The organism is Polaribacter porphyrae (assembly GCF_002954685.1).
Lineage (GTDB): Bacteria > Bacteroidota > Bacteroidia > Flavobacteriales > Flavobacteriaceae > Polaribacter > Polaribacter porphyrae.
Window position 1 is genome coordinate 109,820 of sequence record NZ_MSCN01000001.1, and the last position, 15,067, is coordinate 124,886.

General features: G+C 30.5%; 12 protein-coding genes. All 12 read left to right on the plus strand.

All coding sequences use genetic code 11. The features are described 5' to 3' along the window. Window positions 1-96 precede the first annotated feature (96 nt). The 12 genes from BTO18_RS00535 to BTO18_RS00590 all read left to right on the plus strand — a co-directional run bounded on the left by BTO18_RS00535 (window position 97) and on the right by BTO18_RS00590 (window position 15,052). Window positions 97-1,695 carry an aldolase catalytic domain-containing protein gene (locus BTO18_RS00535; RefSeq protein WP_170063208.1) on the plus strand — a complete coding sequence of 533 codons (1,599 nt, stop codon included), beginning with the start codon at window positions 97-99 and terminating at the stop codon, window positions 1,693-1,695. Window positions 1,696-1,705: 10 nt separating this feature from the next. After that, window positions 1,706-2,452 carry a 3-deoxy-manno-octulosonate cytidylyltransferase gene (locus BTO18_RS00540; RefSeq protein WP_105014343.1) on the plus strand — a complete coding sequence of 249 codons (747 nt, stop codon included), beginning with the start codon at window positions 1,706-1,708 and terminating at the stop codon, window positions 2,450-2,452. Then, the gene (locus BTO18_RS00545) at window positions 2,449-3,477 is read left to right on the plus strand and encodes a sugar kinase (RefSeq protein ID WP_105014344.1); all 1,029 of its coding nucleotides are present in this window, start codon (window positions 2,449-2,451) and stop codon (window positions 3,475-3,477) included. Before BTO18_RS00540 ends, BTO18_RS00545 begins: the two co-directional genes overlap by 4 nt. A 160-nt stretch (window positions 3,478-3,637) precedes the next feature. Further along, the gene (locus tag BTO18_RS00550) at window positions 3,638-5,005 is read left to right on the plus strand and encodes a hypothetical protein (protein ID WP_105014345.1); all 1,368 of its coding nucleotides are present in this window, start codon (window positions 3,638-3,640) and stop codon (window positions 5,003-5,005) included. 123 nt (window positions 5,006-5,128) lie between these two features. Then, on the plus strand, window positions 5,129-6,574 hold the full coding sequence (locus BTO18_RS00555) for a surface carbohydrate biosynthesis protein (RefSeq protein WP_105014346.1): 1,446 nt from the start codon (window positions 5,129-5,131) through the stop codon (window positions 6,572-6,574). 17 nt (window positions 6,575-6,591) lie between these two features. After that, entirely contained in the window at window positions 6,592-7,863 is a 1,272-nt protein-coding gene (locus BTO18_RS00560) for a hypothetical protein (RefSeq protein WP_146106864.1), read from the plus strand. A 53-nt stretch (window positions 7,864-7,916) separates the two neighbouring features. Beyond that, window positions 7,917-9,086: a glycosyltransferase gene (locus BTO18_RS00565; RefSeq protein ID WP_105014348.1), complete on the plus strand. Its 1,170-nt coding sequence runs from the start codon at window positions 7,917-7,919 to the stop codon at window positions 9,084-9,086. A 62-nt stretch (window positions 9,087-9,148) separates the two neighbouring features. Continuing rightward, on the plus strand, window positions 9,149-10,507 hold the full coding sequence (locus BTO18_RS00570) for a hypothetical protein (RefSeq protein WP_105014349.1): 1,359 nt from the start codon (window positions 9,149-9,151) through the stop codon (window positions 10,505-10,507). Window positions 10,508-10,623: 116 nt separating this feature from the next. Then, window positions 10,624-11,781 (plus strand): CapA family protein, encoded by a 1,158-nt coding sequence (locus BTO18_RS00575; protein WP_105014350.1) that lies wholly within the window; start codon window positions 10,624-10,626, stop codon window positions 11,779-11,781. Between the two features lie 76 nt (window positions 11,782-11,857). After that, window positions 11,858-12,925 (plus strand): ATP-grasp domain-containing protein, encoded by a 1,068-nt coding sequence (locus BTO18_RS00580; RefSeq protein WP_105014351.1) that lies wholly within the window; start codon window positions 11,858-11,860, stop codon window positions 12,923-12,925. Next, entirely contained in the window at window positions 12,922-13,878 is a 957-nt protein-coding gene (locus tag BTO18_RS00585) for a glycosyltransferase (protein ID WP_105014352.1), read from the plus strand. The genes BTO18_RS00580 and BTO18_RS00585 overlap by 4 nt, the downstream gene beginning before the upstream one ends. A 64-nt stretch (window positions 13,879-13,942) precedes the next feature. After that, the gene (locus tag BTO18_RS00590) at window positions 13,943-15,052 is read left to right on the plus strand and encodes a DUF354 domain-containing protein (RefSeq protein ID WP_105014353.1); all 1,110 of its coding nucleotides are present in this window, start codon (window positions 13,943-13,945) and stop codon (window positions 15,050-15,052) included. Window positions 15,053-15,067: the final 15 nt, after the last annotated feature.

Genomic DNA, 15,067 nt, shown 5'->3' on the forward strand with positions numbered 1-15,067 from the left:
AAGATGACAAACATAATTACAATTAAATTGAAATTCTAAACTGAAAGGCTGTGAGTAATATCAATTTAATTATTAACTTTTAAAAAAATTAACCTTGTGAAGAATAATAATTTAATAAAAATTTTGGACTGTACCTTACGTGATGGTGGGTATGTAAACAATTGGGAGTTCTCATTGGAATCAACAAAAGCAATTGTAAAGGCGTTAATTGATTCTAACATTGAAATTGTAGAGTGTGGCTTTGTAAATCAAAAGCATAAAAACTCAAGTGATTCGACAGTTTTTTCAGAAATAAGTCAAGTTAATGAATTGTTGTTATCTTTAGACAGAGATATTGAAAGTACAGATTTTTGTGTGATGGTAAATAAAGGGGATCTTGATATTGACTCTTTACCATCTTATAATAAAAAGTCAGGGCCGGTAAATATGATTCGCTATGCTTTTCATAGAAAGGACTGGAGAGAAGCACTAGACGATATTGAAATTTTGATTGAAAAAAAATATCGAGTATATGTTCAGCCAATGGTTACTTTGTCGTACTCTGATACTGAATTGCTAGAAATGTTAACTGAAGTAAACAAATATAATGTTTATGCTATGTACATTGTGGATAGCTTTGGAGCTATGTTTGGAGATGATTTTAGGAGATTACATTATTTATTTGAAAATAACTTAAAGAAGCATATTAGACTAGGGTATCATTCCCATAATAACTTGCAATTAGCCTATTCAAATGCTATTGATTTTATTCAAATAAAGGATTTTGAGAGAGAAATTATAATTGATTCATCAATCCAAGGAATGGGCAGAGGCGCTGGTAATTTGACTACAGAGCTAATAGCCAATTTTTTAAACAAGAAAAAAAGCACAGAATATAATATTGTTCCTTTATTAGAAATAATTGATAAATATTTAGAATCTATTTATAGAGAAAATTATTGGGGTTATTCAATTGCTCATTTTCTTTCAGCTTCATTTAATTGTCATCCAAATTATTCTACATTTTTAGTCAATAAAAAGAACTTGTCGATTGTAGATATTCAAAAAATTTTAGGCTTATTAGATAATGGTGAAAAAAAGAATTTTAATAAACACCGTATTGAAGAGTTGTATCTCAATTTTAAATCGAATGTTGATTTACCCATTAATTTTAGTGTAGACTTTTTTAAAGATCAAAACATTTTAGTATTGGCTCCAGGTCCTAGTTTAATTAGTCAAAAAGAAAATGTAGAGAAATTTATCAATACCAAAAAACCATTAACTATTGCTGTAAATCATATCCCCAAAAACTTCAAACCCAGTTATTTCTTCTTTTCAAATCAAAAACGTTACGACAAATTTATTGAGGAAATCGAACCTGAAAAAGCAATTATTACTACTAATATTCATGTAAACTCGGACAGCAGTAATTATAAAGTAGTAGACTATAATACCCTTGCTACAAAAACAAGCAATAAAAATGACAATGTAACCATCCTTTTATTAAACCTTTTAATAGATCAAAAAGTTAAAGAAGTATATCTTGCAGGTTTTGATGGCTATAAGTTCGATTCTGATAACTATAGTTACACAGAGTATGATCGAATTGTCGAAAGAAAAGTCATGGAACAACAAAATGAAAATATTATAGTTTCTCTTAACGAACTTCGTGAAAAGCTATCCATTAATTTCATTACGGATTCAGTTTATAAATAACAATTTGATTGTGACTAAAAAGATTATTGGTATTATCCCTGCAAGGTACAAGTCATCTAGATTCCCTGGTAAACCACTAACTAAACTTCTTGGAAAACCAATGGTGTTATGGGTTGCAGAACTTTCAGGAAAAGCGCTGGGAAACGAAAATGTATTTGTTGCAACAGAGGATGAAAGAATCAAGAAGGTAGTAGAGGATGAAGGTTTCAATGTTGTGATGACTTCTGATACTCACCTTACTGGAACCGATAGACTATCAGAAGTTGCCCAAAAGGTACATGCAGATATATATATAAATATACAAGGAGATGAACCCACTATTAATCATGAAATAATTCAAGCAGTGGCAAATATGAAAGTAAATAACGATTCTTACGTCATTAACGCCATGGCAAAATTAAATACAGATGAAGATCCTGGTAATATTAATATACCTAAAGTTATAACGACTGAAGATAACGAAATGGTATACATGTCAAGAATGACCATACCTGGATTTAAAAATTACGAAAACAGACCTGAAACTTATTACAAACAGGTATGTATATATGCCTTTAATAGAGAGCAATTATTGGGTTTTGGAGATTTTGGTAGAAAATCTAGACTTGAAAGTTCTGAAGATATTGAGATATTGAGGTATCTTGATCTTGGTATAGGAGTTAAGATGTTAGAAGTAGAAGGGAACTCATATGCTGTCGATGTTGAAGAAGACATTGCTATAGTTGAGAGACGTTTAAAAGAAATACACAAACTATGATAAAAAAAGTAACAACTTTCGGAGAAATAATGTTGCGACTGTCTCCGGTTGAAAAAGGTGAACGTCTGACTCAAGCTACTTATTTCAGAATTGAGACAGGAGGTAGTGAATCAAATGTCGCCATTGCCTTGAGTAATCTAGGTTTAGAATCTAGATTTATTACAAGGCTTCCTGATAATGTACTTACAGATAAAATAATCCAAAGCCTAATACAGTTTGGTGTGGATACTACTTTCATCAAAACTGGCGGTGATAAGGTGGGAATTTACTGGACAGAAAATGGCATTGGCCCTCGAAATTCCTTTGTTATATATGACCGGGATAACACATCATTTTGCCAAATGTCAACAAATGACTTTAACTGGGAAGAGATATTTCAGGATACATCTTGGTTTCATTTCTCTGGTATTTCTCCTGCAATCTCTGAAAATGTTAAAAATGTTTTACTAGATGCCATTCAAAAGGTAGACATACCTTATTCTGTAGATTTAAATTATAGAGAAAACCTTTGGAAATGGGTAAATAAAGATGCCAAATTGATTACAGAATATATGAGGTCTTTATGTAAACGAGCCAGCTTAATCGCTGGGAATGAAAGTGATTTTCAGGATGTTCTAGGAATCCATCCAGATTCTGAAAACAATTATACTGATATTGCAACTAAATGTTTTGAACAGTTTCCAAACTTGAAGTATATCTCAATTTCAAACAGAGAAGCGTTATCAGCCTCTACCAACATTTGGAATGGATTCCTATTTGTAAAAGATAAAGATATAAAAAAAATTGAAGGTTTAAAGTACAACCTTGAATCAATAATGGACAGAGTCGGAACTGGTGATAGCTTTGTTGCTGGGATAATTTATGGGCTTTTAAATGACAAGAAATATTCATACCAAAAAATTATTGACTTTGCAACAACTTTAGCTGCACTTAATCACACTACCATTGGAGATGCCTCAAGGTTTTCGGCTGATGAAGTTAGAAAAGTTATTGCTAATAGAGGAACTGGCAGAATTATAAGATAATAACTATAAAAATATTTATAATAATTTAACAAGTAGAATTAATCAAATTAGAGGCTCCTCTGAAATTTTATAAAAGGCAATTTAAAGTCAAATATTAAAAATAGAAAAATATGTATAAGTTTAGTTTGTTAGATATAAGTTTGCTACTAGTTGCTTACCAATGAGTAAAAAACTACCATTAAAAAAAGTTGTCTATTTTTTATGTTCTCCTAGTTTGGGCATGCTAGATAATTGGTTACCTGTGATTTGGAGTCTTAAAGAAAAGCGGAAAGATTTAAAATTTGTTATTATTTTTCCAAAATCTAACGCTATTAATCAGATTCATTTATCAAATGTTCTAATTATTTTAGCGGCTAAAATTTTTGACTCTATTATTTTCAAATCTCATGGGAAACATTGGTTAACTACCAATACTTTTTCAGAGGCGAAAATAATAAATAAGCCTTCAAAACTTGAATGGTTTTTATTAAGAGTTTCTAGAAAGTTAAAAAAATGGCCAATTACCAAAACACTGGGTAGTTTAATTCATTACGGTTACAATAAATTTAGTAAACTTTTAAATAAAAAATATTTATGTAATTGGCAATTTACCGAAAAAAATGAAGCTTATCTTCTTTTTGATATTTATGAAGAGTCAAAGTCATATAATTTAGAATTGATGAAGAATTTTGCAGAAGTTCCCAAGTTCTCTATTCAACATGGAATTAATATAAATGATGGCGGTATTTTAAGGAAAACAAAAAATAAACTAAACAATGATTTTAGAAAAGATGTAAATGCATATTTATTTTCTTCCAAAGAGCGTCCATTTTATGAATATGAATACGCTATACATAAATCAAAGATGGAAGTTGTGGGAGTGCCTAGACATAGTCCCAACTGGATGGAATTTATACGATTAAATATTCTCAAACAGAGTAATAAAATCAATGAGAAGAACAAAGGATCAATTTTTATAATCTCGAGACCAGGCACCACAAAGTATTTTCCATATGAACGCAAAAAGAAAGCCTTAGAAAACATCAAACTATTGGCATGGAAAGATCTTAAAAAAAATATTGTGGTTAAACTGCATCCGAAAGAGAGGAAAGAGGGGATTTATGAGGAGGTGTTTGGTAATGAAAACTATGGCGATAATTGGATATATTCAGACCTTCATCCATTTGTTTTAGGTAAAGAGTGTGATTTTGCAATAAGTTTTTATTCTGGTGTTGTGATAGACATGCTAGCATTGGGCGTACCTACGATTGAATATCTTGACTTAAGAGGAATATCTGAATTTGATAACAATAAATCTCTTCGCGATAAAAACGATGAACCCGTTTTTAGCTACCGATATCTGGATTTGGTTTTAGGTGCAAGTGATTATTTTCAGATGAAAGAACATGTTATGGAAATAATGAATAATCGAGAAACTGTACTTTCCAAACTTCAAACTAAATACAACGAACTTTTTCCACAAATAAAAAACATAAATAACTGGATTGCACAGGACATTCTTGATGCTAGTCCTAAAAAATTTACGTAAGAATTACTTTTTATCACTTTTTTAGGTATCAATCGATATACAAATTCATTATACAAACATTAAATTTTAATGAAATAAGAGAGCTATCAAAAAATATTTTAACCTTTAATTTAAAATTTATAAATGAAAGATATAAAAAAAACACTTTTCTTACCAATTGAGATAATACCACGAGAATTAGATTCCAAATTACTTATCGCTCACAAGGCACTTGAAAAAGGCTATTCGGTAGTTGTGGGAACAAAAGGAGGAGTTTACAAAAGCGCGCGTTCATATGGAAGAGGTATTTATTTCTATAAAGATCATTCTCCGCTATCATCACGCTTACTCCAAGAACTTCAAGTCGTAGGTCTGAAAATTGTTACCATGGATGAAGAAGGGCTCAGTTGGGCATCACCTAAAGTCTACAGATCTACAAGAATAGATGAAACGACAATTAAGATTAGTGATGCGATTTTTGCCTGGGGTCAGAAACAGTATGATTTATTAACTAGTACTTCTCCTGAATACAAAAAAAAAATTCATTTGATTGGAAACCCCCGATTTGATGTACTGCATTCAAAATATCGTCAATTCCTTAAAGATCAATCAAAAGAACAACTATCTTATTCTGATGATGGCTATGTTTTAATAAATAGTATGTTTACTCCAGGAAATTGGAACCCCTTATTATATGGAACGTCTTCCTATGTTGAGCATATGCGTGATCGAGGGTTTATTCATAATGATGAAGATTTTAACTTGTTTACAAAAGTAAGTGAGAATTCAGCACAATTATTCGAAGCTTATGTTTCTCTACTTAAACGACTCAGCCAGGCATTTCCTAATACCAAGTTTGTAATTCGACCTCATCCTGATGAAAATCATGAAGCATGGCGGAATATTTTTGCTTCCACAAATAACGTAGTTGTTGAATATAGTGGTAATGCCACCTATTGGATTTTGGGGGCAAAAGTGTTAATTTATTCAGGTTGTACAACAGCAATAGAGGCATGGGCAATGAACAAACCAACCCTTCGATACCATCCGAACCCTGAAACTAAATTTGACCCAGCTCTTCCAAATCGATTTGGAAAAACTGTACAAACAGAAAAAAGGGTAGTTGAAGAGTTAAAAGTTTTACTAAGCAAGACGGAAGATAATAGGTTTGATTTGGACTCTAATTTCGTTGAAAGTTATATTAAAAATGTATTTTCTGCTGATGCTGCGGAAAATATAGTGCATGTATTGGAATCTTTCTATGTTGAGGACGAGCATTTGAATAAAAAAAGCATATTTTCACTCGCATTGTTAAGAAAAAAAATTCATTTACTATTTTACTTTGATATAAAAAAGAGATGGGGAAGCAGATTATTGGGGAAGGTAAAACGAACATTACAGCACAAAGATATTGAGAAAGAATCAAAGGTTGCACAAGCTAAATTTCAAAAATTTCCCGGTTTAAAAAAAGAAGATATAGAAATGCGTTTGACATCATTAGATAAAATTATTGGCAAACAGAAAGAAAAGAAGCGTAATATAGTTAAGATAGCACCAAATACTTTTAAAATAGAGAATAATTATACTTAATTTCGCATGGAGCAAAAGTGAATGAAATTTTAATAAAAAAATATTTCTCTTTGAAAAAAAATATAAGTAAAATAATAAGTCCAATACTGGAATTTATCGGTTTCATTACTCAACCTCTATTTAATATGATGAATAAGAGGTTTGATGTGAAATGTTTGAATAGTGATGGTAAGCATGTTTTTTTCGGTTATTATGATTTGTCTCCTTTTGATAAAAATGATACAAAAGTACTTGCGCATCGAACACATCACCCATTAATATCACCCGATCCGAAAAGCTGTATTGATATAGGCTATTATGATATTGATTCTTTAAAAAACAACACCAATTTTATTAAAATTGGCGAAAGTAATGCATGGTGTTGGCAGCAAGGTAGTAGGTTACAATGGTTTCCAAAAAAAACTAATGAGAAAACTGTTTTTTATAATACAGTAAAGGCTGACAAATATATCGGCATCATTCAGGATATATATACTAGAGAAATAATTAAAGAAATTCCATTGCCTTTGTATGATATATCAAATTGCGGAAATAAGGGATTGTCTTTAAATTTTTCACGACTGCAGCGCTTACGTCCAGGTTATGGTTATGCATCCTTGCCTGATATAACTGAAAATGAAAACATCCCAAAACATGATGGCATTTTTTTGTTTGATTTTAAGATAGAAAAAAATAAACTACTAATTTCATTTGATGAAATTGTCAATATTGGTAAAATGCCAGAAGATTGGAAAGATTTTCAACATTATATAAATCATTTATGCTTTAACCAATCTGGTACAAAGTTCATGTTTCTGCATTTATTATCAAAAAACAAGAAGAGGCATTCTCGACTTTTTGTTTGTAATACAGATGGTTCTAATTTAAAATTGCTAGATGATTCTGATGTAATATCACATTACACATGGAAAGATGACAATACTCTTCTTTGCACAGTTTATTCAAAACTAAGTAAAGCATTTAGCTATACAAACTATGATCTTAAATCAGGGAAGTGTGAGAAATTACTACCAACTGTTTTAAAAAATGATGGGCATCCTACATTCATTTGGAACAATACAGCATTGCTAACAGATACTTATCCAAATCGGTTTAGGCAGCAATCTCTAATAACATTAGATTTGAAAACTAAATATATAAAAAAGGCACGTTTTTATAGACATAATAAGTTTAAAAGTGAAGTACGAACCGATTTACACCCTAGAGTTAACAACACAGAAACTATCATATGTATTGATGATGAATTCGATGGCTTTAAAGCCATAAAATTACTCAGACTCATTGATTGAAATGTGAGATTATAGAAATTTGAATACCAATCTGATTAAATTAAACATAATACATGACTAAAAAGTTGTTTTACATACATATGGCTTCGGTTCAATCTTCAAAATCTGGTGGGTTGAATACTACTCTATTGCAAGTTTTTTCAATGTGTAATGCTTTTGTAACAGCAGGATATGAAGTTACTTTGGCCATGCAAAAAAATGAGAACTTTGAAAACAATCTCAAAGATTTTATTAATAATTCATTCAAAAATGGAATTAATTTTGAAATAAAAACATGGAATCAAAAATCTAAGAATTTGTTTATTAATCGATTTTTGGTTAAACGTAACATTGTTCAACTTGTCAAGCTAAATGTACCGGATATTATTTTTTCCAGGGATTCATTTGTTTTAAATGCTCTGACTAAATTTAATGTTCCCCTTATTTTTGAATCACACAATTCTAAATTGCATACTGGACATAATATACTGCATAAATTTTTGGAAAAAAGATTACTGCGCGTAGCAAAGTCATCAAATTTTAAGTGTTTATTTTCTATAAGTGAATCCCTTTCAAAACATTGGGAGCAAAAAGGTATACCTCAAAGAAAGCTCTTTGCTTGGCACGATGGCTTTGATACCTCTCTTTTTGAAAAACATATTGACATAAATACTGCAAAATCAAGATTAAAACTTCCTACTGATAAAACCATAGTTACCTATACTGGAGGATTGTATCCGAGTAGAGGCATTGAAAATATTGTTTATTTAGCAAAAGATTTTCCAGATGTGGACTTTTTAGTTATTGGAGGTCCTGAAAAAAATCGACAGAATTTTCAAAAACTGTCACTGGAGGATTCCGTCTTAAATATAAATTTTATGGGTTATGTAGAACATAATTTGGTTCCACATTATTTATATGCCTCCGATATTTTACTAGCTTTATGGTCATCAAAAGTCCCTACAATTAATTATTGCTCACCATTAAAAATTTTTGAATATATGGCTGCTGGTAGGACAATTGTGGCTCATGGCTTCCCTACCATTCGAGAAGTACTTGAAAATGAAAAGGACTCAATCTTGTGTCAGCCTGATGATTTTGATTCACTTAAATCGTCATTAAGCAAGGCGCTTATAGCGAAAGATATTTTTAATTATGGTGAAATAGTTAGAGAAAAGGCATTCAAATTATATTCTTGGGACAATAGAGTCAAGAAATTACTTAAGTTTATACAAAACCAATAGACCAGATATTCTATTGATAGCTTTTATAAAATAACAATCCTTTTTTAATTTAAAATAATGTTATGTCAACATTAAATATTGCGCTTTACTTTTCATTTGTATTTCTTGGTATGCTCTATATTTTTTATAAAGTTGGTTTATCTCGGGTTAGTTTATTGTTGGTTCTTGTTTTCTGGGAAGGGTTCTTTGACTATCTAGATACTGTCACTATATCTGGGTTATTAAGTATATACAAAATATGTGTTGTCTTTTATGCTGTTTCGATATCATGGAAAAAAAGAAATCGTTTTAAAAATAAAGCTGACCTAGCAGTAAATTTTACTTTTTTATTATTTACAGTATCATTTTGGATTACCTATTATTTTTATGGCGGGGTCTTGTTAACAATATTAAGTCAATATTTATATAAGTATGCATTTTTATGGATTGCTTACCATTATCTCAAAGATATTATTTATAACATTCCAAAAAGAGAATATGTAAAAAATGTACTTCTCAACATCATTTATGTTCAGATTGCGGTAGCTGTATTTAAAATAATTTTAATGGGTTTTAAATTTGAAGGGTTAGTTGGTACTATGAGTTATGGTGGTGGTGGGCCTGCAGTTGTTATACCGATTATGGCAATGATTTTTTACTGGTTGATACAAAATGGTAAGTTTACAAAAAAAGACTGGATTGTCACTGGCTTAATTTTAATCATCGCTATTGCAAGCGGTAAACGTCAACCGATTATTATTTTTCCTGCTATATTGTTTTTTTTATTTGTTTTTGTCGCCCGTACATTAAGATTAGTTGGACTACTTAAATATTTAATTATAGCTTTAATAGTTTTTTATGTCGGTGTCAGAATGACTCCGACGATTACACCAGAAAAAAAGGTAGGAGGAAGTTTTGATATTTCTTTTGTTAGTAATTATATCAAAAGTTATTATTTTGGTACTGACCAGGCTAGATCATTATTAGATAAAGATAGTAAAGGAATCGGAAGAGGAGCAGCGCTTTATTTGTATTTTAAGCCAGAGATGTTAACACTTGAAAGTAATAAGGAAATACTTTTTGGTAAAGGCGTTTATGAAGTAGCTATTGGTAAGTATGGACGTTTTACTGCCGGAGGACGTTCAGATTATGGTATAAAGCACGAAGGTTTAATAGGGGAAGGCGGTGCTTTGATTTATACACTTGGTTATATGGGGTCAATACTTTTGCTAGTATTTGTAGCATCGATAATTTTTTCAATAAAAAACAAAAAATTAGCATGGATTATCTTCTTTTATTTTTTGTGGGATATTTTGTTATATTATAATCAAATGATTTTCTTTAATTCATCAGGGTTGATTGTTTTAATTATAATCTTTTACTCTAATAGCTTGGAAAGAGAAAAAGTATTAAATTTGAAACGAAATTTAAATAAACGTTAAACAAAATAAAAGTTCTAAAAATCTCAATTCGTATTTTTTTCTAAAAAGTTGAAGAACCCAATATATTAATTTCTCTGTCGATTTATAATTATCTTAAACACTCAAAATAGTAAAGTATGAGCTCATCAATTTCTATACTTTTCGCAGGTGACTTTGCACCTTGTCGTAGATTCGAAAGTCTGGTTCTCCAAAAAAAAAATGAAATATTTGGTAATCTACAAAAAGATATTACTGAAGCAGACTTTTCTTTTTTGAACCTTGAAACACCTCTGTGTATTTATAACAATCCTATTGAAAAAACTGGACCTAGTTTAAAAGCTCATCCAGATTGTATTCAGGCTGTAAAAAGTGCCGGATTTGATGTAGTCGGTTTAGCAAACAATCATATTATGGATTTTGATAAAGAAGGACTTGAAGAAACTATACTTTCTTGTAAGAGCGCTGATTTGAACATATGTGGTGCTGGAAAAAATTTGGAAGAAGCACAAAATATAACTATAGTAGAAAGTCGTGGTTTGAAGATAGCTTATATTGCTGTAGCTGAGCATGAATTCAGTATTGCCGATACTGATAAAGCTGGTGCTGCACCATTAGATCCAGTGGATAATACATTACAGATAGAATCTGTCCGAAATCAGGTAGATCTTGTTTTTGTAAGTATACATGGTGGTAATGAATATTTCTCATTACCTAGGCCAGGTTTACGAAAATTGTGTAGGTATTATATCACTCGTGGGGCAGATGCTGTTATCTGTCATCATCCTCATGTTGCTGGTGCTTACGAAATTTATAAAGATAAACCCATTGTTTACAGTCTAGGGAATCTCATATTTGATCACTCAACCCCACCAGAGGGATGGAACGAAGGTTATGCTGTTAGTCTAGAATACACTATTGAAGATAAGAAGTTATCTAAATTCAATGTTATACCCTACACACAGTCAGTTGAACAGGGGGGGCTTTGTAAAATGTCGGGTTCTGTTAAAAATGTATTTTTAAAAAAAATTGAATATTATAATAATATTCTTGGTAATGAAGATCTTTATATTGAAACCTGGAATGAATTTTGTCAAAAAGAAAAAAATACACTTTTATTAAAAAATTATTTACCTGTTCATTTTCGAGGTATGCGTAGGGTGGGTAAAATTATTAACCCCAAATTTTTATTTCTCCCTTCACAAAAAAATAGACATGTAAAGCTTAATTTAATAAGATGCGAGAGTCATCTTGAACTTTTACGTAGTGTTTTATCTGAAGAGGATGTAGATGGTTGATTTACTTTTAATAAAGCAAAGAACTAATTAAAAAGAATCTATTTATAGCAGATACGTTAAAGCATACACACAGTTTATGAAAATCAAAAATAAAACAAAATTTGCAATTCTAAAAAACGAAGATCCATTTGACCACTTAAAATGGGTCAATGCCTGCGAAGATTACCCAATAAATATTGATTTTGAAGTGTTTGATTTAACAATTGAGACTTGGTTGGAAGATATAACCGCATACTCCCCTAGTCTATTGTTATTGAAACCTTCTGGCAAAACATCTTTATACCGTAGTTTATATCAAGAGCGCCTAGAAATTTTAGTAACTTCACTAAAGTATAAAACCTTTCCATCTCTTGATGAAGTTAGGATTTATGAAAGTAAAAGGTACTTTGCATATTGGGCAAAAGCTCATCAATTGCCCCATCCAAAAACATGGGTTTATTATCATCGCAATGAAGCGTTAAAAGCACTAAAAAAAATGAACTTTCCTTTGGTTGGAAAAATGAATATCGGTGCTTCTGGTAAAGGTGTTCAGATACTTGACTCAAAAAATCAAGTAAAAAAATATATTAAGAGAGCTTTTAGCGATGGTTTGGTTTCCAATACTGGCCCAAAATTAAGTCAGGGTAAATTGATTCAGCGTGCTTGGCATAAGTTTACTCACCCCAAAGAATTAATCAACAAACTCAGAACATATAGGGATATTGCTTCGGATTCTCAAAAAGGATTTATTATTTTACAAGAGTTCATTAAACATGATTATGAATGGAGAGCTGTACGAATAGGGGACTCTTATTTCGCGCATAAAAAAATTGTATTAAACAAGAAAGCAAGCGGTACATTAGAAAAAGAATATGGAACTCCCCCAGTTGAGTTGTTGAATTTTGTCCGTTCATTGACAGATTTGTTTAGATTCAGAAGTATCGCAGTAGATGTTTTTGAGCCAGTAAAAGGCCAGTATTTAATTAATGAAGCTCAGTGTATTTTTGGTCAGTCAGATCCATATCAAATGTTAGTTGATGGAATACCAGGGAGGTATTTATTTAAAGATGATCAATGGGTTTTTGAGAAGGGTAATTTTAATTCAAATTCATCTTATGATTTGCGACTAAAAGATGCGATTAAAATTAACGGGCTCGATTTATGAAAATTCTTTTTGTCTGTAGTGGAAATTCTGTTTTTGGTGTTTCTCCAATCACAAAGAATCAAGGGAATTCAATTAACAAATCTGATGATGTTGTTTATTACTTTCCTATAATAGGAAAGGGAGTTTTGAATTATATTAAAAATATTTTTTTGTTAAAAAAACACCTATTAATCAATAAGTATGATATTGTTCATGCACACTATTCATCTTCTGCATTTGTTGCAGCACTAGCTAATGCTAAACCATTAGTTGTTTCTTTAATGGGAAGCGATGTCCAAGGTAGCTACCTATCCAAATTAGCCATTAAGTTTCTTTATAAGCTCTACTGTAAAAATATAATAGTTAAATCAACCAAAATGCTTAATAGCCTTGGTTTTAAAAACATATCTGTTATACCGAACGGTGTTAATTTAGAAATATTTTATTCAATGAATAAAAGAGATTGTCAAAAGCAATTAGGATGGGATTATAATAAAAAACATATTCTATTTGCAGCCAATCCATTAAGACCAGAAAAAAACTTTAGATTAGCTAAACAGGCATTTTCAATACTTAATAATGGAAACATCGTACTTCATTCTCTAAACGATGTTTCTCCTAAACAGATGCCTTTATGGATGAATTCAGCTGATGTTGTGCTACTTGTCAGTTTGTGGGAAGGATCTCCCAACGTTATAAAAGAGGCTATGGCTTGCAACCGTCCGATTGTTTCAACGGATGTTGGAGATATACGTTGGTTATTGAACGGTATGCAAGGATGTTGTATTACTTCTTATGACCCTGAAGATGTTGCTAAAAGTCTTAAAATATCTTTAGAATTTTCTGAGAACAAAGGACAAACAAAAGGTAGGGAAAAAATCATTGAGTTGGGGCTAGATTCAAAAACCATTGCCAAGCGAATTATGAGTTTATATAAATCGGTGCTAATATTTAATGAAAAAAAATGTCCTTAATAAAAAATTGATTTGGATTCAAAAGTATTAAAACCAAAAAAAATATTATCAACTCAAATATTTCATGAACATTCTTTTCTTTTTTGTACATCCTTCTAAATTTCATGTTTTTAAGAAAACCATTAATCATTTAAAAAGTAATGGTCATAATGTGGATATATTAATAACTTCTAAAGATGTATTAGAAGAATTAGTGAAAAATGAAGGCTGGAATTATACTAATATTTTCCCAGAAGGGAGAAAGTTTAAAAATGTTTCGCCTTATATAAGTGCAGGTGTAAATTTTTTTAGAACAATACATAGATTATTAAAATATTGTAGAAATAAAAAATACGATTTATTTATTACTGATGATTTATTAGTATATGTTGGTAAAATAAAAAAAATACCAACTATTGCTTTTACAGATGATGATCTTGCAATTGTAAAACAATTTTCAATAATATTAAAATTTGCAAATTATATTTTAGCACCATCAATAACTAATTTAGGTAAATTTAATGAAAAAAAAATTGCATTTGATGGTTATAAAGAATTAGCATATTTACATCCAAATCAATTTACCCCAGATTTGGAGCTGGTAAAAAAAATAATTCCAGAAAAAAACTTTTTTATTTTAAGGTTAGTTTCTTTAACAGCATATCACGATGTTGGAAAATCTGGTATCACAAAAGAAAAAGCAAAGCAGTTGATAAGTCTTTTAGAAAAATATGGGCAAGTTTATATAAGTGCAGAAAGAGAATTAAGTCCTGAACTAGAGAAATATAAATTGAAAATTGAACCACACCAATTAAAAGATGTATTATCACAAGCAAAGGCATATATTGGAGATAGTCAAACTATGTCTTCGGAAGCAGCAATCTTAGGAGTTCCCTCATTTAGATTTAATGATTTTGTAGGTAAAATAGGGGTTATGGATGAGAAAGATGATGTTTATAAGCTATCTAAAAGTTATAAAACATCAGAATTTTCTTTCTTACTTAAAGATTTAGAAAACAGTTTAAATGGAGACGTTTTTTCTCTTAAAATAAAAGAAAATCAAAAAAGAATGCTTTCAGAGAAGGTGGATTTAACAAGTTTTATGATATGGCTTTTAGAGAATTTCCCTGATAGTATAAGAACCTTAAAGAAAAACCCTTTATATCAGGAAAAGTTTATTAATTTTATGGGCTAATTTAAGAAAAAGTAT

Coding starts and splice junctions, on each gene's coding strand:
- BTO18_RS00575 (WP_105014350.1), top strand. CDS start 10,624: ATGAGCTCATCAATTTCTATACTTTTCGCAGGTGACTTTGCACCTTGT.
- BTO18_RS00545 (WP_105014344.1), top strand. CDS start 2,449: ATGATAAAAAAAGTAACAACTTTCGGAGAAATAATGTTGCGACTGTCT.
- BTO18_RS00585 (WP_105014352.1), top strand. CDS start 12,922: ATGAAAATTCTTTTTGTCTGTAGTGGAAATTCTGTTTTTGGTGTTTCT.
- BTO18_RS00580 (WP_105014351.1), top strand. CDS start 11,858: ATGAAAATCAAAAATAAAACAAAATTTGCAATTCTAAAAAACGAAGAT.
- BTO18_RS00565 (WP_105014348.1), top strand. CDS start 7,917: ATGACTAAAAAGTTGTTTTACATACATATGGCTTCGGTTCAATCTTCA.
- BTO18_RS00555 (WP_105014346.1), top strand. CDS start 5,129: ATGAAAGATATAAAAAAAACACTTTTCTTACCAATTGAGATAATACCA.
- BTO18_RS00570 (WP_105014349.1), top strand. CDS start 9,149: ATGTCAACATTAAATATTGCGCTTTACTTTTCATTTGTATTTCTTGGT.
- BTO18_RS00590 (WP_105014353.1), top strand. CDS start 13,943: ATGAACATTCTTTTCTTTTTTGTACATCCTTCTAAATTTCATGTTTTT.
- BTO18_RS00550 (WP_105014345.1), top strand. CDS start 3,638: ATGAGTAAAAAACTACCATTAAAAAAAGTTGTCTATTTTTTATGTTCT.